The organism is Paenirhizobium selenitireducens ATCC BAA-1503 (assembly GCF_000518785.1).
GTDB classification, from domain to species: domain Bacteria; phylum Pseudomonadota; class Alphaproteobacteria; order Rhizobiales; family Rhizobiaceae; genus Allorhizobium; species Allorhizobium selenitireducens.
Genome location: NZ_JAEG01000015.1, coordinates 56,392 through 75,793, shown reverse-complemented (window position 1 = coordinate 75,793; position 19,402 = coordinate 56,392). Strand labels below are relative to the sequence as shown.

Sequence of the window (19,402 nt, the reverse complement as noted above, 5' to 3'; positions counted from 1 at the left end):
TTGCAGTGCGCCATGGCTAACATGCCGGAACGGAAAGAGCGCCAGGAACAGGGGAATTTCATGACCGATGCTTTGCCTGCCGCCAAGCCCAGGGCTCTTCGCAGCCTCGCCTTCAGCCTGGCCGCCACCGTGGCCGTCATCCTCTCCAGCCCGGCTGTGGCCGCCCAGAAGGACCTGACGCTCGGCATGACCATCGAGCCGACCGGGCTCGACCCGACGATTGCCGCACCCGTGGCCATCGGCCAGGTCACCTGGCAGAACGTCTTCGAGGGTCTGGTGACGATCGACCGTGACGGCAAGATCCAGCCGCAGCTGGCGAAAAGCTGGGCGATTTCCGGGGACGGGCTGACCTATACCTTCAAGCTCGAGGACGGCGTGAAATTCCATGACGGCGAGGTCTTCGATTCCTCGGTCGCCAAGGCCTCTCTCGAGCGCGCCCGCGGGGCCGACAGCGTCAATCCGCAGAAGCGCTTCTTCGCCGCCATCGACACGATCGAGGCGCCGGATGCGGCAACGCTGGTGCTGAAGCTGAAGGAGCCGGCCGGCAGCCTGCTCTACTGGCTCGGCTGGCCGTCCTCGGTCATCGTCGGAACGAAGAGCGCGACTGAGGCCAAGACCGCGCCGATCGGTACCGGCCCCTTCAAGTTCGTCAGCTGGGCCAAGGGCGACAAGGTGGAGCTTGCCGCCAATCCCGACTACTGGAACGAAGACGTCAAGGTGAAGCTGGACAAGGTCACCTTCCGCTTCATCGCCGACCCGCAGGCCCAGGCCGCGGCGCTCAAATCCGGCGATATCGACGCCTTCCCGGAATTCGGCGCGCCGGAACTGGTGGAGAGCTTCAAGGACGACGCGAAGCTGACGACCGTGATCGGCAATACCGAGCTGAAGGTCGTGGCCGGCATGAACAACGAGCGCAAGCCGTTCAACGACAAGCGCGTGCGCCAGGCGCTGATGATGGCGCTCGATCGCGCGGTGATCGTCGACGGCGCATGGTCGGGCTACGGCACGCCGATCGGCAGCCATTACACGCCGAACGACCGCGGCTATGTCGACCTGACCGGTACCTACCCCTACGACCCGGAAAGGGCTAAGGCGCTTCTCGCCGAGGCCGGCTATCCGGACGGCTTCACCTTCACCATCAAGACGCCGCAGATGGCCTATGCGCCGCGCTCCGCCCAGGTGATGCAGGCGCTGTTTGCCGAGATCGGCGTGACGATGAACATCGAGCCGACCGAATTCCCGGCCAAATGGGTGCAGGACGTGTTCAAGGGCCGCGACTTCGACATGACCATCGTCGCCCATGCCGAGCCGATGGACATCGACATCTATGCCCGCGACCCCTATTATTTCGGCTATAAGAACCCGGCCTTCAACGACATCCTGAAGAAGATCGAGGCGACGGCCGACACGGCCGAGCAGGACAGACTCTACGGCGAGGCGCAGAAAATTCTCGCCGAGGACGTGCCGGCGCTGTTCCTGTTCGTCATGCCCAAGCTCGGCATCTGGGACAAGAAACTGAAGGGCCTGTGGGAAAACGAACCGATCCCGTCCAACGTGCTGACCGAGGTCTATTGGGAGGAGTGAGGGACGGCGTTCGCTGATCTTCGGTTCCTCACGAATAGGTGATGTGCATGACACCCCCCTCTGCCCTGCCGGGCATCTCCCCCTCAAGGGGGGAGATCGACCGCGGCTCGCCTTCGCTAAGCGGCGGCTGCCCCACGCGCCACACCGCCAGCGTCGACAACCGGGGCATCGTATCCGCACGCTGGAATGATCGCGCAGCCACGTCTTCCGGCGCTCATGAGTACGCATATTGGCAGCCACGGGTGATCTCCCCCCTTGAGGGGGAGATGCCCGGCAGGGCAGAGGGGGGTGTCCCGGCTCATGCCGCCCAGCATGCACGCCCAAGCCTCGCCGCGCCCGGGAGGGAACACCCATGCTGACACTCATCGCCCGACGGCTCGGCAGCCTCATGCTGACGCTTGCCGCAGTTTCGGCCCTGATCTTCGTCGTCATGGATGTGCTGCCCGGCGATCCGGCGGCGATCATGCTCGGCACGTCGGCAAGTCCCGACACGCTGGCGGCCCTTCGCCACGAACTCGGCCTCGATCAGCCCTTGCTGGTGCGCTATTTTCTCTGGCTCGGCGGCCTGGCGACCGGCGATCTCGGTACCTCCTACACCTATGGCGTGCCGGTGGCCGGGCTGATCGCCGAGCGCCTGGCCGTCACCCTGCCGCTTGCCGTGATGGCGATCCTGATCTCGGTGGCGATCGCCATCCCGCTCGGCGTCGCTTCGGCGGCAAAACGCAATTCGAGCTTCGATTATCTCGCCGGCGTGCTCTCCCAGCTGTTCATCGCCGTGCCCGGCTTCTGGGTGGCGCTCCTGCTGATCCTTGGCTTTTCGATCTCGCTCGGCTGGATGCCGGCCGGCGGCTTTCCCGGCTGGGAAGCGGGGCTCATCGCCGGGCTCAATGCCCTGCTCCTGCCGGCGGTGGCCCTTGCCTTGCCGCAGGCCGGCGTGCTGACGCGGGTGACGCGGTCCGCGGTGCTCGAAGTGCTGCATGAGGATTTCGTCCGCACCGCCCGCGCCAAGGGCCTGCCGCGAAGGGCCGCACTCTGGCGTCATGCCGTCCCCAATGCGCTGGTGCCGGTCATCACCATTCTCGGCCTGCAATTCACCTTCCTGATCGCCGGCGCGATCCTGATCGAGAACGTCTTCAACCTGCCGGGTCTCGGCCGCCTCGCCTATCAGGCGCTGACCCAGCGCGACGTGATCGTCATGCAGGACGTCGTACTGTTCTTCGCCGGCCTCGTCATCGTCATGAACTTCCTGGTCGACCTCTCCTATCTCGTGCTCGACCCGCGGCTGAGAGGACGTGGCCGATGAGCGCGCCCGCAGAGAAAACCGCGGCAAAACCTGCTGCCTGCAGCCCCTGGCTGATCCTGCGCCGGCCCAATCTGGCGATCGGCGGCGCGTTCATCCTGACGCTCCTGGTGATCGCCTTGCTGTCGCTCGTCTGGACGCCGCTGCCGCCGGCCAAGATGCAGATCATCCACAAGCTCAAGCCGCCGCTCGCCTACGGCCTTCTCGGCACCGACCAGTTCGGCCGCGACATTGCCTCGATGCTGATGGTCGGCGCGTGGAATTCGCTGTCGACCGCAGCCGCGGCCGTCGCCCTCGGCGGCTCGCTCGGCACGGCTCTCGGCGTACTCGCTGCTGCCCGAAGAGGACTGACCGAAGCCTTCGTCATGCGCGCCAACGACGTGATCTTCGCCGTGCCGCCGATCCTCTCGGCGATGATGCTCGGCGCGTTGATGGGCTCGGGCCGGTTCACCGCGATCATCGCCATCGCCGTCTTCATGGTGCCGGTCTTTGCCCGCGTGACGGCCAGTGCCGCGCAGCAGATCTGGTCGCGCGACTATGTGCTCGCCGCCCGCGGCGCCGGCAAGGGGCCGTTCCTGATCACGCTCGAACACGTGCTGCCGAACATTTCCAACCAGATCATCGTCCAGGCGACGATCCAGCTCGGTTTGGCGATCCTGACAGAAGCGGGCCTGAGCTTCCTCGGTCTCGGCATGCCGCCGCCGGCCCCCACCTGGGGCCGCATGCTGGCCGACGCCCAGACCTATCTCGCCCTCGCGCCCTGGCTCGCCATCCTGCCGGGTCTCGCCATCGCGCTCACCGTCTTCGGCTTCAACATGCTGGGCGACGGCTTGCGCGACCTGCTCGACCCGCGTGAGAAGGGGAGGATGTGACGATGACCGACGCCCCTCTCCTCTCCGTCCGCGATCTCTCGGTCTCCGTCCGTCTCGGAGACGGAAGCCGCATGCCGATCCTGACCGATGTCGCCTTCGACCTCGAAGCCGGGGATACGCTCGGCGTGGTCGGCGAAAGCGGGTCGGGCAAGTCGCTGCTGTCGCTGGCGATCATGGGGCTTCTTCCCGGCGTCGCTGAAGCCAGCGGCACGATCGCGCTTGCCGGCGAAAACCTGCTCGCCGCGTCGGAAGAACGACTGTGCGAGATCCGCGGCAACAGTATCGGCATGATCTTCCAGGAGCCCATGACGGCGCTCAACCCGGCCATGACCATTGGCGACCAGATCGCCGAAGGGCTTGTCTGGCATCGCGGCCTGTCCTGGCGCGATGCACGGGCGCAGGCCGTGGACCTGCTCGACCAGGTGCGGATCCCGGATGCAAAACGCCGGGCAAAGACCTATCCGCACGAAATGTCCGGCGGCCAGCGCCAGCGCGTCGGCATCGCTATCGCCTTGGCACTGAAGCCCGCCCTGATGATCGCCGACGAGCCGACGACCGCGCTCGACGTCACGGTGCAGGCCGAAGTGCTCGACATTCTCGGCGAACTGGCCCGCGAATACGGCATGGCGCTGATGCTGGTCAGCCACGACCTCGGGGTGATCGCCCGCATGTGCCGGCGTACCATAGTCATGTATGCCGGGCGCCGGATGGAGGAAGGCGGGACCCGCGACGTCCTGACGGCACCGCGCAATCCCTATACGCGCGGACTGATCGCCGCCGTGCCGAAACGCATCGGCGACGGCGGCCGGCTTTCGACCATTCGCGGCACGGTGCCGGGCTTCAACCGGCTGCCCGCCGGCTGCGTCTTTTCCGACCGCTGTCCGGAGGTGATCGCCGCCTGCCATGCCGGCGAACCCGGCTGGACGAGCTTTGCCGACGGACGCGGCGTGCGCTGCATCCGGGCGGAAGGGGAGGTGAAGTGATGGGTTGGCCGGATTTACGAACTGCGCGGCTACCCCCCTCTGCCCTGCCGGGCATCTCCCCCTCAAGGGGGGAGATCGGCCGAACGGATGCCGCTCGATGGAGACCAAAGGTGGCAAGCGTCAATGGGACAGGCAGAGTACAATCAATTCAAAATCCCCAAACGGTGACGTTTGAGTGGGATGGCGTGCGTGCCGCCTATCGATCTCCCCCCTTGAGGGGGAGATGCCCGGCAGGGCAGAGGGGGGCAAGTCACGCATGGCGACACCCCGGAGCCGGACGCGTTTCCGGCAAGAGTGGAGGTCCCCGTTGAGCAAGCCCCCCCTCCTCGATATCCGCACCCTCACCCGCGACTATGTCAGCCACTCCCTGTTCGGCGCCCCGCACCACACCCGCGCGCTCGATGACGTTTCGCTCACCGTCGATGCCGGCGAGATCTTCGGCGTGGTGGGCGAAAGTGGTTGCGGCAAGTCGACGCTTGCGCGCCTCGTCATGGCGCTCGACAAGCCGACCTCCGGCCACGTCCTGTTCGACGGCGACGATCTCTTCTCGCTGCCGCCGAAGGAGCTGATGCGCAAGCGCGAGAACTTCCAGATGGTGTTCCAGGACCCCTTCGGCTCGCTAGATCCGCGCCAGAAGGTCGGCCGGATCGTCGCCGAACCGCTGCATGTACTGGCCCGCAAGCCGGGCCGGGCTGAAATCAACGACCGCGTCGTCGACATGCTGGAAAGCGTCGGGCTGAAGGCCGAGCATGCCGAGCGCCATCCGCACGAGTTTTCTGGCGGCCAGCGCCAGCGCATCGCCATTGCCCGCGCGCTGGTCACCGAACCGAAGCTGGTGGTCGCCGACGAGGCCGTCTCGGCGCTCGATCTTTCCGTGCAGGCGCAGGTGCTGAACCTGCTGATGGACCTGCGCGAGAAGCGCGGCGTGACCTTCCTGTTCATCACCCACAACCTCGCCGTGGTCGACTGCATCGCCGACCGGGTCGGCGTGATGTATCGCGGACGGCTCGTCGAAACGGGCGCGGCGCACGATGTCTTCGAGCAGCCGCTGCATCCCTACACGAAGGTGCTGGCCGATGCCGAGCCGAGCATCGAGCGGTTCGGCCGCCCGCAACCTTCCGAACGTGCGCCGCCGCCCGCCCCGCTCAGCGAGACCGGCGGCTGCGCCTTCCGCAACCGCTGTCCGCTGGCCATCGCGCGCTGCGCCACGGAGCGACCCGAGTTGCGGACGGTCATGCCGGGACGCCAGGCCGCTTGCCACAGGGCCGAGGACATGGCCGCACGACCGCCTTCGGCGGATGGGCAATAGACTTCAAACCAATTCATTTGAGCAGAGACGGAATGTCGACATGACCGATGACCTGCATTTGACCATCAAGGATCTCCTCGCCCGCTTCCGGGCGAAAACGCTGTCCCCTTACGAATACTGGCTGGCGGTGGAAGCCCGTATCGAAGCCTTCGAGCCGCATGTCGCCGCGCTCTATGCCTATGACCCGGAAAGCGCCCGCGCCCAGGCGAAGGCCTCGACGGAACGCTGGCTGAGGGACGCGCCGCAAGGCGTCCTCGACGGCATTCCGGTGACGCTCAAGGAACTGATCGCCACCAGGGGCCAGCCGGTGCCGCTCGGCACTGCGGCGGTCGAACTGATCCCGGCGGAGACGGACGCGCCGGTCGCCGCCCGAATGAAGGAAGACGGCGCGGTGATCTTCGCCAAGACCACCTGCCCCGACTACGGCATGCTGTCCTCCGGCCTGTCGAGCTTTCACCCCTTGAGCCGCAATCCCTGGGATCTCAGCCAGAACCCCGGCGGCTCGAGCGCAGGGGCGGCGGCAGCCGGCGCGGCCGGCTACGGCCCCTTGCATATCGGTACCGACATCGGCGGTTCGGTGCGCCTGCCGGCCGGCTGGACCGGGCTGTTCGGCTTCAAGCCGAGCCATGGCCGCATTCCGGTCGACCCTTATTATGTCGGCCGCTGCGCCGGGCCGATGACGCGTTGCGTCGACGACGCGGCAATGGCCATGGCGACACTGTCGCGGCCCGACTGGCGCGACGGCACCAGCCTGTCGCCCAACGACTTCGACTGGATGGATCACGATATCGACGTGCGCGGCATGCGGATCGGCGTCATGCTCGACGCCGGCTGCGGCCTCGAGGCAGAGCCGGAGATCCGCGACGCGGTGCTGGCGGCGGCCAAACGCTTCGAGGACGCGGGCGCCGTGGTCTTCGAGGTGGAGCCGGTCATGACGCGAGCGATGCTGGACGGGCTGGACGCATTCTGGCGCGCCAAGTTCTGGGGCGACATTCGTAACCTCCCCGACGAACGCCGCGCCAAGATCCTGCCCTACATCTACCAATGGGCGGAAAAGGGCGCGGACGTCACCGGCGTCGAGGCGGTGCAGGGCTTTGGCCAGACCATCGAGATGCGCAAGACCTGCGGCCGGCTGTTCACCACGGTCGATGCGGTGCTGACCCCGACCAATCCGATCGTCTCCTACCCGGCCGACTGGGCCTCGCCGACCAACGACCCCGAACAGCCGTTCGAGCACATCGCCTTTACCGTGCCGTGGAACATGTCGGAACAGCCGGCCGCCTCGATCAATTGCGGTTTTGCGAAGAGCGGCATGCCGATCGGCCTGCAGATCGTCGGCCCGCGCTTCGACGACATGCGGGTGCTGAAGCTCTCCAAGCTTTATGAGACGTGGACCGGCGGCGTGAAGAACTGGCCGGAGCCGCCCGCAATGTGAGGGCGATCGCGGGTCCCTGTCTCACGGCTGTTCCAAATCGCTTCGGATTTCGTCGAACTGTCACGTCCGCGCTATTGCACCTGCGAGAAGGATGTTGCTTTAATCGAATGATTAGAAATGAACCGGGGCCGATCTCAACGGTGGGAGAAGCTCGCTCTACAGGAGATCGAAGCAGTGAAACCAGCCAGCCGAAACGGGATCATTGTCGCTCTTGTCCTCGCCGCGGCGGCAGGCGGCGGCTACTATTTCTGGCAGTCGCTGCAGGCATCCGAACTGGCCGATGGCATCGCCAGCGGCAATGGCCGGATCGAAGCGGTCGAGATCGATGTCGCGGCCAAGACCGCCGGACGCATAAGCGAGATCTTTGTCGACGAAGGCGACTTCATCAAATCCGGCGAGAAACTCGCTCAGATGGATACTAAACAGCTGGAATCGCAGCTGCGCCAGGCTGAGGCCGAGAAGCGCCGGGCCGATATCGGTATCGAAACCGCCCAGGCGCTCGTCGAACAGCGCAATGCCGAGAAGACAGCGGCCGTCGCCGCCGTCTCACAGCGTCAGATCCTGCTGGATTCGGCCGACCGCCGGATGGTGCGCTCCAAGCAGCTCGCCAGTTCCAGCACCATCTCGCAGCAGACGCTGGAGGACGACCAGGCCGCCGCGGAAGGCGCGCGCGCGGCCCTTGCCGCAGCCGAAGCCCAGTCGGCCGCAGCCGATGCCGCCATCAGCTATGCCAAGGCCCAGGTGGTGAACGCAGAGGCCGCCGCCGATGCGGCGGAAGCCGCGATCGACAACATCGAAACCGTCATCGCCGACAGCACGCTCACCGCCCCGCGTGACGGCCGCATCCAGTTCCGCGTCGCCCAGCCGGGCGAGATCGTCGCCGGCGGCGGCAAGGTCATCAACCTGGTCGACCTCGGCGACGTCTACATGAGCTTCTTCCTGCCGACCGACCAGGCGGGCCGGGTGGCGATCGGCGCGGAAGTGCGCCTGAAACTCGACGCTGCGCCGCAATACATCATTCCGGCAACCGTTTCCTTCGTCGCCAATGTCGCGCAATTCACGCCGAAGACGGTTGAAACGCAGATCGAGCGTGAGAAGCTGATGTTCCGCGTCAAGGCGAAGATCAATCCGGAACTGCTGCTGAAGCACATCGAGATGGTCAAGACCGGCCTGCCGGGCGTCGCCTATGTGCGGCTCGACCCGGCAGCGCAATGGCCGGCCGGTGTTGAGGGCGACGTCGTCCGATGAGCGAGCCCGCGCGGAACGAGGCGGCCGGGATGTCCGGCACCGTCGTCGGCATCAAGGGCGTCTCCCTGTCCTATGGCCGCACCCAGGCGCTCAGCGACATCTCGCTCGATCTGCCGAGCGGCCGCCTGATCGGCCTGCTGGGTCCCGACGGCGTCGGCAAATCGAGCCTCTTGTCGCTTGTCTCGGGCGCCCGTGCCGTGCAGCAGGGCACGGTTCGCGTGCTCGGCGGCGACATGGCGGATTCCGGCCACCGGGCCCGCACCTGCCCGCGCATCGCCTACATGCCGCAGGGCCTCGGCAAGAACCTCTATCCGACGCTCTCGGTTTTCGAAAACGTCGATTTCTTCGCCCGCCTGTTCGGCCATGGGCGCAAGGAGCGCCAGCGCCGCATCGCCGAACTGCTGAAGAGCACCGACCTCTCACCCTTCGCCGATCGCCCGGCCGGCAAGCTGTCCGGCGGCATGAAGCAGAAGCTCGGCCTGTGCTGCGCGCTGATCCACGATCCGGACCTCTTGATCCTTGATGAGCCGACGACCGGCGTCGATCCGCTGTCGCGCCGCCAGTTCTGGGAACTGATCGACCGCATTAGGGAAGGCCGCCCCGGCATGACCGTCCTGGTGGCCACCGCCTATATGGAGGAGGCCGCCCGCTTCGACTGGCTGGTCGCCATGGACGACGGCAAGGTGCTGGCGACGGGCACGCCGCAGGATCTGCTGGAGCGCACCGGCGCGCCGAACCTCGACAAGGCGTTCATCGCCCTTTTGCCGGAGGAGAAACGCAGGGGTCACGGCGAACTCTCCATTCCGCCGCGCAATCCGGAACTTGACGGCGAGATCGCCATCGAGGCGAGCCACCTGTCGATGCGCTTCGGCGATTTCACCGCCGTCAACGACGTGAGCTTCCGCATCGAGCGCGGCGAGATCTTCGGCTTCCTCGGCTCCAACGGCTGCGGCAAGACCACGACGATGAAGATGCTGACCGGGCTTTTGACCGCCAGCGAAGGCACGGCGCAGCTTTTCGGCCGCGCCGTCGACGGCTCCGATCTCGCCGTCCGGCGCCGCATCGGATACATGAGCCAGGCTTTTTCGCTCTATGGCGAACTGACGGTACGGCAGAATCTCGACCTGCATGCCCGCCTGTTCGACATGCCGAAGGAGCGCATCGGCGCGCGCGTCGCGGAAATGGCAAAGCGCTTCGACCTCATCGACGTCATGGATGCCATGCCCGACGCGCTGCCGCTCGGCATTCGCCAGCGCCTGTCGCTCGCCGTCGCCATGGTGCATGCGCCGGAAATCCTGATCCTCGACGAGCCGACCTCCGGCGTCGACCCGATTGCCCGCGACGACTTCTGGCAGATCCTCGGCGAGCTTTCCCGCAAGGACGGCGTCACCATCTTCGTCTCCACCCATTTCATGAACGAGGCCGAGCGCTGCGACCGCATTTCGCTGATGCATGCCGGCACGGTGCTGGTGAGCGACACCCCGGACGGGATCGTCGAGAAGCGCGGCGCCGCCTCGCTCGAGGAAGCCTTCATCGCCTATCTGGAGGATGCGATCGCCGGCAATGCCGAGTTCGCCGCGGAAGCGGCGCCGGAGACGACAGAAGCAGCCGAGCCGGCGGCCGTAGTCGGGGCACCGCCGCGGAAGTCGCTCTTCAGCCGCTTCTTCGATCTCAGGCGGATGATGAGCTATTCCCGCCGGGAGGCGCTCGAACTGCAGCGCGACCCGATCCGCGGCACGCTGGCGACCATCGGCAGCGTCATCCTGATGTTCGTGATCGGCTACGGTATCAATCTCGACATCGAGAAGCTGAGCTTCGCCGTGCTCGACTACGACCGGACCACGATCAGCGACGACTATGTCGCACAGCTTTCCGGCTCGCGCTACTTCGTCGAACACCCGCCGCTCAAGGACTATGCCGACCTCGACAAGCGCATGCGCAGCGGTGAAATCAGCCTGGCGATCGAGATCCCGCCCAATTTCGGTCGGGACGCCCTGCGCGGCGACGCGGTCGAGATCGGCGCCTGGATCGACGGCGCCATGCCGACCCGCGCGGAAACGGTCAGCGGCTATGTGCAGGGCATGCACGCCCACTGGATCACGGAAAAGATCCGCGAAGCCTATGGGGAAGAGGCGACCAGGGGCAATTTCACGCTCGAAACCCGCTACCGCTACAATCCGGACGTCAAGAGCCTGGTGGCCATGGTGCCGGCCGTCATCCCGCTGCTCCTGCTGCTGATCCCGGCAATCCTGGGCGCGCTCAGCGTCGTGCGCGAGAAGGAACTCGGCTCGATCATCAATTTCTACGTGACCCCGACGACCCGGCTGGAATTCCTGATCGGCAAGCAGCTACCCTATATCCTGCTCGCCATGATGAACTTCGTGCTGCTGACCGCCTTCGCCATCCTTGTCTTCAAGGTGCCGTTCACCGGAAGCTTTGTGACCTTCGCCGTCGCCGCCCTCTTCTACGTCATCTCGACGACGGCGCTCGGCATGCTGGTCTCGACCTTCGTGTCGAGCCAGATCGCCGCCCTGTTCGGCACGGCACTTCTGACCCTCATTCCCGCCGTGCAATATGCCGGCATCATCGACCCGGTATCATCGCTCAAGGGTGCCGGTGCCTTCATCGGCAGCATCTATCCGACGACCCATTTCGTCACCATTGCGCGCGGTACTTTCTCCAAGGCTCTCGGCTTTGCCGACCTTCAGCAGCAGATGATCTACCTGCTGATCGCCATCCCGATCCTCCTCGGGCTGACCGCCATTCTCCTGAAAAAGCAGGCGAGGTAAGGCCATGCGCATCCGCCATATCGGTCAGCTCATCGTCAAGGAACTGCGCGGCCTCATGCAGGACCGCATGCTGCTGGTCTTCATCCTCTATTCCTTCTCGCTGTCGATCTACACCGAGGCGCGGGCATTGCCCGAGACGCTCAACATGGCGGCCATCGCCATCGTCGACGAGGATCTTTCACAGCTTTCGCTGCGTATCCAGGACGCTTTCTACCCGCCCTATTTCACCAAGCCGGAGATCATCACGGCGAACGAGATGGACAAGCGCATGGATGCCGGGCTGTCGACCTTCGCGCTCGACATACCAACCAACTTCCAGCAGGACGTGCTGGCCGGGCGCGTTCCGACCATCCAGCTCAATGTCGACGCCACTCGCATGACCCAGGCCTTCAGCGGCTCTGGCTACATCCAGAGCATCGTCAACAGCGAGGTGAGCGAGTTCGTCAACCGCTATCGCAGCACAGTGAGCATGCCGGTCGATCTTACCATGCGGGCGCGCTTCAATCCGCAGCTGAACAATGTCTGGTTCGGGGCGATCAACAACATCATCATGAACATCACCATGCTGTCGATCATCCTGACCGGCGCCGCCCTCATCCGCGAGCGCGAGCACGGCACGATCGAGCATCTTCTGGTCATGCCGGTGACCGCCTTCGAGATCATGGTCAGCAAGGTGCTCGCCATGAGCCTGGTGGTGCTGGTGGCATCGGCCTTCTCGCTGGTGGTCGTCGCCCACTGGATTCTCGAAGTGCCGCTCCAGGGCTCGCTGCCCCTCTTTATGGCCGGCACGGCGCTGCAGCTCTTCGCCACCACTTCGCTCGGCATCTTCCTCGCGACCGTTGCCGGGTCCATGCCGCAGTTCGGCCTGCTGCTGATGCTGATCCTTTTGCCGCTCCAGGTGCTGTCCGGCGGGCTCACGCCCCGCGAAAGCATGCCGGAGATCATCCAGCTGATCATGAACTTCGCACCCAACACGCACTTCATCGCGATGGCGCAGTCGATCCTGTTCCGCGGCGCCGGCATGGATGTCGTCTGGCCGGATTTCCTGTGGCTGATCGGGATCGGGACGGTGCTCTTCCTCTTCTCGCTCGGACGCTTCCGCGCCTTCCTGAAATAGGCGGTGCCGGATCAGCTTGCCGCTTCAGCCGGGGGGAAGGTGACTGTCGCCTTGAGGCCGCGCCCGCTCGGCCCCTGGGAAAGGTCGAGCCGTCCGGCAAAGAGGCGGGCGATTTCCTCGACGATGGGCAGGCCGAGGCCGGCACCCTCTCCCTTGTTTCCGCGGGAAAAGCGCTGCCGCACCGAGGCGAGCTTCTCAGGCGGGATGCCCGGACCGTCATCCTCCACTTCGAGGCAGACGCCTTCGGGACGGGTACACACGCGGACCGTGACCTCCGTACCCGATCCGGCATAGGCGATCGCATTGGAGATCAGGTTGCCGAGCAATTCGCCGATCAGCAGCGGCTCGGCTAGCACCAGGGCCGTCCCCTCGCCCTCGAATCCGAGATCGATACCGGACTGGGTGGCCTTCGGCACGTTGTCGGCCGTGATCTCCTGCGCCAGCCGGACCAGATCGATCTTGGCCACCGGCGGCCGATGATCCGAGCCGGCGGCGTCGATCTTCGCCATCAACAGCAATTGCGCCAGCACATGCTCGGCATGGCCGACGGCGCGGTCGCCCTTGAGCGCCGCGGCCCTCGCCTCCTCCAGCGTCGTCGCCCGGGCTGACAGCGCCAGCTGGGTGCGGATGATGGCCAGCGGCGTGCGCAGCTGGTGGCTGGCATTGCCGGTGAAGTTGCGCAGCGCATCAAGCGCCGAGCCGAGGCGGATCATGAAGGAATTGACGGTGTCGACCAGCCCCTGGACTTCGGTCGGCACGGACTGCTCGATCGGGTGGAGGTCGTCGGGATTGCGCTCGGCGATCGCTTCGCCCAGGCGATAGAGCGGCCGCAGGGAATAGGTGACCGCGATCCAGACGATCGCGCCCGCACCGCCGATCATCAGCGCCAGACGGGCGGCCGAGCGCAGCAGGATCGCCTGCGCCAGCTGCTGTCGGGCGATGGTGGTTTCCGCGACCGTGACGGAAAAGGGCACGGAATCGATACCGGTGGAGGCTGAGCGCTGCAGCACCGCGACCCGGATCGGCTCGCCGCGGAAGATCGCGTCCGTGTAGAAGGACGACTGGCCGCCGAGATCGACGAAGGTGGGCAGGTTCTGGTAGCCGGTGATGAAACTGCCGGGCGGCCCGTCGACGCGGTAGAACACGCGGTCCTGGGCCGCCGAGGTCAGCATTTCGAGCGCCACATAGGGAATGTCAACTTCGAGTGTCCCATCCTCGGAGACGATCACCCGCTCGGCGATCGCCATGGCCGAACCGGCAAGCACGCGGTCGGAAACAGTGTCGGCCGTGCGCACCGCCTCGCGATAGGTGTCGACGAGGGCGACGATGCCGAGGACCGCAGTCGCCAGCAGAAGCCAGCCCAGCAATCGCCTGCGCAGCGAATAGACGTCGGCGGTCATGCCGGTTCTGCCGCCTTGTCGAGATAGTAGCCGATGCCGCGCGCGGTGCGCACGGTGAGGCCATAAGGCCCGAGCCGCTTGCGCAGTCGGCTGACATATTGCTCGATGGCATTGGCGCTGAGGTCGTCGTCGAAGCCGGCCAGCGACTGGATGATCGCATCCTTGGGCACCACCTTGCCGGCCCGCATGAACAGAACTTCGAGAATGCCGAGCTCGCGCGCCGGCAGGTCGATCAGCACCCCGTCGGCGGAAAACGACCGCGAGGTGAGATCGAGGGACACATTGCCGTATTGCACGGAAGAGGAATGCAGTCCGGCGCGGCGGCGCAACAGAACACGCACGCGCGCCTCGAGCTCGCTGACGTCGAAGGGCTTGGTCATGTAGTCGTCAGCGCCGAGATCGAGCCCCTTGACCCGCTCCTCCGTCGTGCCGCGCGCCGTCAGGATCAGCACGGCCGCCTTGTCCTGCCGTGACCGCATGGAGCGCAGGACCTGGAGGCCGCCCATTTCCGGCAGGTTCAGATCGAGAATGACGAGATCGAAGGTCTCGGTCGCCGTGACCGCATCGGCTGATGCGCCGTCACCAACCACGTCCACGGCATAGCCGCTGCCACGGAGGATCGAGGACAGCCCGTCCGCCAGCGTCTCGTTGTCCTCGACCAGAAGTATGCGCAAGATGGTCCCCCTCGACACCACTCTAGCGGCGAGCCCGCGGCTTGTGAACGCCTGCCAGCCACGGCATTATGAATTTATGCGCATTGTTCTCCTGATCATTCTCTTCATCCTCGGCCAGTCGCTCTCTGCCCGCGCCAGCACGACGCTCTTTCCGGCACGCTCGGGAAGCGCCGACGCGCGCACCCTCGTCGTCTATTCCTCGCTCGACGAGCCGGTCGCCCAGCCGATGATCGAAGCCTTTCAGACGGCCCATCCCGATGTCGCCGTGCGCTATGAGGACATGCTGACCGGCGAGATCTACGACCGCATCGTCAAGGAGACCGACAGCGGCGCCCGCACCGCCGATTTCGCCTTCTCGTCGGCCATGGACCTGCAGGTGAAGCTGTCGAACGACGGCTATGCCCAGCGCAGCGACCTGCCGATGAGCGCGCGCTGGCCGGCCTGGGCCAACTGGCGCAACACGGCCTACGCGCTGACCTTCGAGCCCGCCGTCTTCGTCTATCACAAGCCGAGCTTCACCAAGGAAAAGCCGCCCGCCACCCGCGCCGAATTCGTCGACTACCTGAAGCGCCAGGGCAATGCCGTCTACGGACGGATCGGCACCTACGACATCGAACGCTCCGGCGTCGGCTTCCTGTTCATGGCAAGGGACCAGGAACAGTTCGGCGACATCTGGTCGGTGATCCAGACCATGGGGGCCGCCGGGGTCAAGCTCTACTCGACCAGTTCCGCCATCCTTGAGCGCATCGCCGACGGGCGCTTCGTGCTCGGCTACAACATCCTCGGCTCCTATGCCGCCGACTGGGCCTCGCGCCATCCCGATCTCGGCATCGTCCTGCCCAAGGACTATACGGTCGTCATGTCGCGCATCGGCCTCGTGCCGCAGGCCGCCGCCTCGCCCGACCTCGGGCGGGCCTATCTCGAATTCTTCATGTCGCGCGAGGGCCAGACCATCATGGCGCGGCAGCTGCAGATCGCCGCGGTGAGCCCCGACGTCGCCGGCGAGAACACCGCCACCACGCTGCAGGAACAGCTCGGCAAGCAGCTCAGGCCCGTCCCGGTCAGCCCCGGCCTCATGGTCTATCTCGACCAGGTGAAGCGCGCGCGGCTGATCAGCCGGTGGAACGAAGTCTTGCGGCTGCAATAGTTCGGCGTATGCTTTTCCGTGAGCCCACATCGTACGGCCGGGAGAACGCCGGCGATGTCAGGCAAATGTCAGCTTGGTATGATCTTATTCGAGTGCGGTCACGCGTGGAGGCGTTTGGCTGGCAAGGTCGGGAGGAGACCTGGTAGGATCCGGCACCTGTCCGTCTGGACACGGCCCTGTCGCTAGCCGGAACGCTCCCCCTGTCCGCTCAACAAGAAATGCACTGCCGATGAGCAGTGCCTGACGGAGGAGTTCATCTTGAAACAGTTTATCCTGGCAACCATCCTGGCCGGCGCGATCGCGCTGCCGACCTTTGCCGCCGACTACACCATCATGGCACCGGCCAACCCGGGCGGCGGCTGGGACCAGACCGCCCGCTCGATGCAGACAGTGCTGCAGCAGGAAGGCATTTCGCCCGCTGCCCAGGTACAGAACGTTCCGGGCGCCGGCGGCACGATCGGCCTTGCCCAGTTCGCCAACCAGGCGAAGGGCAATCCGAACGCGCTCATCGTCGGCGGCTATGTCATGGTCGGCGCGATCCTGACCAACAAGTCCCCGGTTTCGCTGAAGGATGTCACCCCGATCGCGCGCCTGACCGGCGAGTATGAAGCCATCGTCGTTCCCGCCGCTTCGCCGATCCAGACCATGGGCGATCTCGTCGAGGCGCTGAAGAAGGATCCGGGCTCGGTCTCCTGGGCCGGCGGTTCCGCCGGCGGCACCGACCATATCGCTGTCGGCCTGATCGCCAAGGCGGCCGGCGTCGATCCGACCAAGATCAACTACATCGCCTTCTCCGGCGGTGGCGAGGCTCTGGCCGCCATCCTCGGCAGCCAGGTGACCGCGGGCATTTCCGGCTACGGCGAATTCGAATCGCAGGTCAAGTCGGGCACGCTGCGCCTGCTCGCCGTCTCCAGCGCCGAGCGCCTGACCAATGCCGACGCACCGACGCTGAAGGAAAGCGGCCTCGATGTGGTCGTCGAGAACTGGCGCATGGTGGCCGCTGCTCCGGGCCTCACCCCGGAACAGACCGCCGCCGTTTCGGCTGACGTCGAGAAGATGGTCAAGTCCGCCAGCTGGCAGGAAATCCTGAAGACCAAGGGCTGGCAGGACACCTACCTCGCCGGCGACGCCTTCAAGGCCCAGCTCGACAAGGACGTTACCGCCACCGAAGCCGTCCTCAAGGACATCGGGTTGGTGAAATGAGCGAGGCAAACACCTCAACGACAGAAACACGCCGCCCCGACGGGGCGGCGCTTGTCATCGCCCTGGTGCTCGCGGCGCTTGCCGCGCTCATATTCTGGGACGTCGATCGCCTGAGCGACGTCGTCGGTTATTCCCCCGTCGGTCCGGGCACCGTGCCGAAATGGATCGCCTTCGGTCTTGCCGGCCTTGCCGTCTGGACCGCAATCGCCGCTTTCCGCCGCGACTTCCCCGAGCGCGAGCATCAGGAGATCGCACCCGTCGCCTGGATCATCGGCGGCCTGGCCGGCCAGATGCTGCTGCTCCCGACGCTCGGCTTCTCGATCGCCACCGGCGTGCTCTTCGCCGCGACCGCCCGTGCCTTCGGCAAGCGCCAGCTGTGGTTCTCCCTGCCGATCGGCATCGCGATCTCGCTCGCCGTCTGGCTGGTCTTCGCCCTGTTGCTGCAACTCTCGTTGCCGGCCGGACCGCTCGAACGCCTGTTCCTCTGAGGAGTAGCCACTCATGGATACCTTCGAATTCCTCTGGCAGGGCATGCTCGTTGCAGCCCAGCCGATGAACCTCTTCTATGCGCTGGTCGGCGTGACGCTCGGAACGGCCGTCGGCGTTCTGCCGGGCATCGGCCCGGCGCTCACCGTCGCGCTGCTCCTGCCCATCACCTTCAAGCTCGACCCGGCCGGATCGCTGATCATGTTCGCCGGCATCTACTACGGCGGCATGTATGGCGGCTCGACCACGTCGATCCTGCTCAACACGCCCGGCGAGAGCGCCTCGATCGTCACCGCGCTCGAGGGTAACAAGATGGCCCGCGCCGGACGCGGCGGCCCGGCCCTTGCGACCGCCGCCATCGGCTCCTTCGTCGCCGGCCTGATTGCCACGATCGCGCTTGCCTTCATCGCGCCCTTCATCGTCAAGCTCGCCCTGGTCTTCGGTCCGCGCGAATACTTCGCCCTGATGGTGCTCGCCTTCGTCACCGTCTCCTCAGCCTTCGGCGACTCGACGCTGCGCGGCCTGACCTCGCTGTTCATCGGCCTGACGCTGGCCACCGTAGGCATCGACCAACTGACCGGCCAGACGCGCATGAGCTTCGGCGTACCCGACCTGCTCGACGGCATCGAGGTGACGACGCTGGCCGTCGCCATGTTCGCCATCGGCGAAAGCCTGTTCCTCGCCGCCCAGGGTGATCGCGGCCCGGACAAGGTCGAGGCCGTCAAGGGATCGGTGTGGATGACAGCAGCCGATTGGAAGCGCTCCTGGAAGCCCTGGCTGCGCGGCACGGCGATCGGCTTTCCGATCGGCGCCATGCCGGCCGGCGGCGCCGAAATCGGCACCTTCCTCTCCTATGCGACGGAAAAACGGCTGACCAAGCATCCCGAAGAATTCGGCAACGGCGCCATCGAAGGCGTGGCCGGCCCGGAAGCGGCGAACAACGCCTCTGCCGCTGGCACGCTGGTGCCGCTGCTCACCCTCGGCCTGCCGACCACGGCGACTGCGGCGATCATGCTCGCCGGCTTCCAGCAATACGGCCTGCAGCCCGGCCCTCTGCTGTTTGCCACCAACCCGCAGCTCGTCTGGGGCCTGATCGCCAGCCTGCTGATCGCCAACTTCATGCTGCTGATCCTCAACCTGCCGCTGATCGGCCTGTGGGTCCGCCTGCTGACCATCCCCAAGCCCTGGCTCTATGCCGGCATCCTCTTGTTCGCGACGCTCGGCACCATCGGCGCCAACCCGTCGATCTACGAACTCGGCATGCTGCTCGCCTTCGGCGTGATGGGCTACATCATGCGGATCTTCGGCTATCCGATCGCCCCGGTGGTCGTCGGCCTGATCCTTGGGCCGCTGGCCGAGCAGCAGCTGCGCCGCGCACTGTCGATCAGCCAGGGCGACGTGACGGTGCTCTTCACCTCGCCGATCGCCGCCGGCCTGCTGCTGCTGGCCGCCACGGCGCTCATCCTGCCGCTGATCCTGCGCGCCCGCGGCAAGGGCGAAGTCCTGTCGCATCTGGCCGCCAGCGAAGACTGACACCGATAGAAATGACGAAGATCAAGGCGGGCCGGAACCTAAGAGTTCCGGCCCGCATTTCTTGCATGGCTGCACTGAACTTATCGCCATTGTAGAAACCGCTAATGAGGACCATCTTTCTCTTGTCAACACACAGAGAAAGCAAAGACAATGTCTGTCCTCACAGGTTCCATGCATAAGGGTTTCCTTGGTAGGGCCTTCGCCGTCATCGGAGCAGCAAGCGCCGCCGCAGCAGCCGTCGAGGCTCATCGCAGCCCGCGCGCACGTGATCTGCGCACGCTCGGCATCGATCCGGAAGGCTTCCGCAAGGTTCGCCTCTAAG

16 protein-coding genes are annotated in these 19,402 nt (G+C 65.7%); 14 read left to right on the top strand and 2 right to left on the bottom strand.

Translation table 11 applies throughout. The features are described from left to right. The first annotated feature begins 60 nt into the window (after positions 1–60). The 9 genes from L867_RS0117635 (at position 61) to L867_RS0117590 (ending at position 12,637) form a co-directional block, all read left to right on the top strand. Positions 61–1,584, top strand: a complete 1,524-nt coding sequence (locus L867_RS0117635; RefSeq protein ID WP_051439066.1) for an ABC transporter substrate-binding protein — start codon at positions 61–63, stop codon at positions 1,582–1,584. 352 nt (positions 1,585–1,936) lie between these two features. After that, positions 1,937–2,887, top strand: a complete 951-nt coding sequence (locus L867_RS0117625) for an ABC transporter permease (RefSeq protein ID WP_028738098.1) — start codon at positions 1,937–1,939, stop codon at positions 2,885–2,887. Then, the gene (locus tag L867_RS0117620; protein WP_028738097.1) at positions 2,884–3,756 is read left to right on the top strand and encodes an ABC transporter permease; all 873 of its coding nucleotides are present in this window, start codon (positions 2,884–2,886) and stop codon (positions 3,754–3,756) included. Before L867_RS0117625 ends, L867_RS0117620 begins: the two co-directional genes overlap by 4 nt. Positions 3,757–3,758: 2 nt before the next feature. Further along, entirely contained in the window at positions 3,759–4,739 is a 981-nt protein-coding gene (locus L867_RS0117615) for an ABC transporter ATP-binding protein (protein ID WP_028738096.1), read from the top strand. A 307-nt stretch (positions 4,740–5,046) separates the two neighbouring features. Then, positions 5,047–6,048 (top strand): ABC transporter ATP-binding protein, encoded by a 1,002-nt coding sequence (locus tag L867_RS0117610; protein WP_028738095.1) that lies wholly within the window; start codon positions 5,047–5,049, stop codon positions 6,046–6,048. Positions 6,049–6,088: 40 nt separating this feature from the next. After that, a complete protein-coding gene (locus L867_RS0117605) occupies positions 6,089–7,483 on the top strand; it encodes an amidase (RefSeq protein WP_028738094.1) in 1,395 nt (464 codons plus the stop codon). Between the two features lie 174 nt (positions 7,484–7,657). Then, the gene (locus tag L867_RS0117600; protein ID WP_037173754.1) at positions 7,658–8,731 is read left to right on the top strand and encodes an HlyD family secretion protein; all 1,074 of its coding nucleotides are present in this window, start codon (positions 7,658–7,660) and stop codon (positions 8,729–8,731) included. Continuing rightward, positions 8,728–11,520, top strand: a complete 2,793-nt coding sequence (gene rbbA, locus L867_RS0117595) for a ribosome-associated ATPase/putative transporter RbbA (protein ID WP_028738092.1) — start codon at positions 8,728–8,730, stop codon at positions 11,518–11,520. Before L867_RS0117600 ends, rbbA begins: the two co-directional genes overlap by 4 nt. Positions 11,521–11,524: 4 nt before the next feature. Next, entirely contained in the window at positions 11,525–12,637 is a 1,113-nt protein-coding gene (locus tag L867_RS0117590; RefSeq protein WP_028738091.1) for an ABC transporter permease, read from the top strand. Positions 12,638–12,648: 11 nt separating this feature from the next. On the opposite strand, the gene L867_RS0117585 is transcribed toward L867_RS0117590, so the two are convergent. After that, positions 12,649–14,037: a sensor histidine kinase gene (locus L867_RS0117585; protein WP_028738090.1), complete on the bottom strand. Its 1,389-nt coding sequence runs from the start codon at positions 14,035–14,037 to the stop codon at positions 12,649–12,651. Continuing rightward, a complete protein-coding gene (locus L867_RS0117580; protein WP_028738089.1) occupies positions 14,034–14,711 on the bottom strand; it encodes a response regulator in 678 nt (225 codons plus the stop codon). The genes L867_RS0117585 and L867_RS0117580 overlap by 4 nt, the downstream gene beginning before the upstream one ends. Positions 14,712–14,787: 76 nt before the next feature. Between L867_RS0117580 and L867_RS0117575 the strand changes: the two genes are divergently transcribed. The 5 genes from L867_RS0117575 (at position 14,788) to L867_RS27495 (ending at position 19,401) form a co-directional block, all read left to right on the top strand. Further along, positions 14,788–15,858 carry an ABC transporter substrate-binding protein gene (locus L867_RS0117575; RefSeq protein WP_028738088.1) on the top strand — a complete coding sequence of 357 codons (1,071 nt, stop codon included), beginning with the start codon at positions 14,788–14,790 and terminating at the stop codon, positions 15,856–15,858. A gap of 258 nt (positions 15,859–16,116) precedes the next feature. Then, on the top strand, positions 16,117–17,061 hold the full coding sequence (locus tag L867_RS0117570; RefSeq protein WP_028738087.1) for a Bug family tripartite tricarboxylate transporter substrate binding protein: 945 nt from the start codon (positions 16,117–16,119) through the stop codon (positions 17,059–17,061). Continuing rightward, complete coding sequence (locus L867_RS0117565) at positions 17,058–17,549, top strand: tripartite tricarboxylate transporter TctB family protein (RefSeq protein ID WP_028738086.1); 492 nt, start codon at positions 17,058–17,060, stop codon at positions 17,547–17,549. Before L867_RS0117570 ends, L867_RS0117565 begins: the two co-directional genes overlap by 4 nt. A 13-nt stretch (positions 17,550–17,562) precedes the next feature. Then, positions 17,563–19,080: a tripartite tricarboxylate transporter permease gene (locus L867_RS0117560; RefSeq protein ID WP_028738085.1), complete on the top strand. Its 1,518-nt coding sequence runs from the start codon at positions 17,563–17,565 to the stop codon at positions 19,078–19,080. A gap of 150 nt (positions 19,081–19,230) precedes the next feature. Then, complete coding sequence (locus L867_RS27495) at positions 19,231–19,401, top strand: hypothetical protein (protein ID WP_156951575.1); 171 nt, start codon at positions 19,231–19,233, stop codon at positions 19,399–19,401. Position 19,402 lies beyond the last annotated feature (1 nt).

Coding starts and splice junctions, on each gene's coding strand:
- L867_RS0117635 (WP_051439066.1), top strand. CDS start 61: ATGACCGATGCTTTGCCTGCCGCCAAGCCCAGGGCTCTTCGCAGCCTC.
- L867_RS0117625 (WP_028738098.1), top strand. CDS start 1,937: ATGCTGACACTCATCGCCCGACGGCTCGGCAGCCTCATGCTGACGCTT.
- L867_RS0117620 (WP_028738097.1), top strand. CDS start 2,884: ATGAGCGCGCCCGCAGAGAAAACCGCGGCAAAACCTGCTGCCTGCAGC.
- L867_RS0117615 (WP_028738096.1), top strand. CDS start 3,759: ATGACCGACGCCCCTCTCCTCTCCGTCCGCGATCTCTCGGTCTCCGTC.
- L867_RS0117605 (WP_028738094.1), top strand. CDS start 6,089: ATGACCGATGACCTGCATTTGACCATCAAGGATCTCCTCGCCCGCTTC.
- rbbA (WP_028738092.1), top strand. CDS start 8,728: ATGAGCGAGCCCGCGCGGAACGAGGCGGCCGGGATGTCCGGCACCGTC.
- L867_RS0117590 (WP_028738091.1), top strand. CDS start 11,525: ATGCGCATCCGCCATATCGGTCAGCTCATCGTCAAGGAACTGCGCGGC.
- L867_RS0117585 (WP_028738090.1), bottom strand. CDS start 14,037: ATGACCGCCGACGTCTATTCGCTGCGCAGGCGATTGCTGGGCTGGCTT.
- L867_RS0117575 (WP_028738088.1), top strand. CDS start 14,788: ATGCGCATTGTTCTCCTGATCATTCTCTTCATCCTCGGCCAGTCGCTC.
- L867_RS0117565 (WP_028738086.1), top strand. CDS start 17,058: ATGAGCGAGGCAAACACCTCAACGACAGAAACACGCCGCCCCGACGGG.
- L867_RS0117560 (WP_028738085.1), top strand. CDS start 17,563: ATGGATACCTTCGAATTCCTCTGGCAGGGCATGCTCGTTGCAGCCCAG.
- L867_RS27495 (WP_156951575.1), top strand. CDS start 19,231: ATGTCTGTCCTCACAGGTTCCATGCATAAGGGTTTCCTTGGTAGGGCC.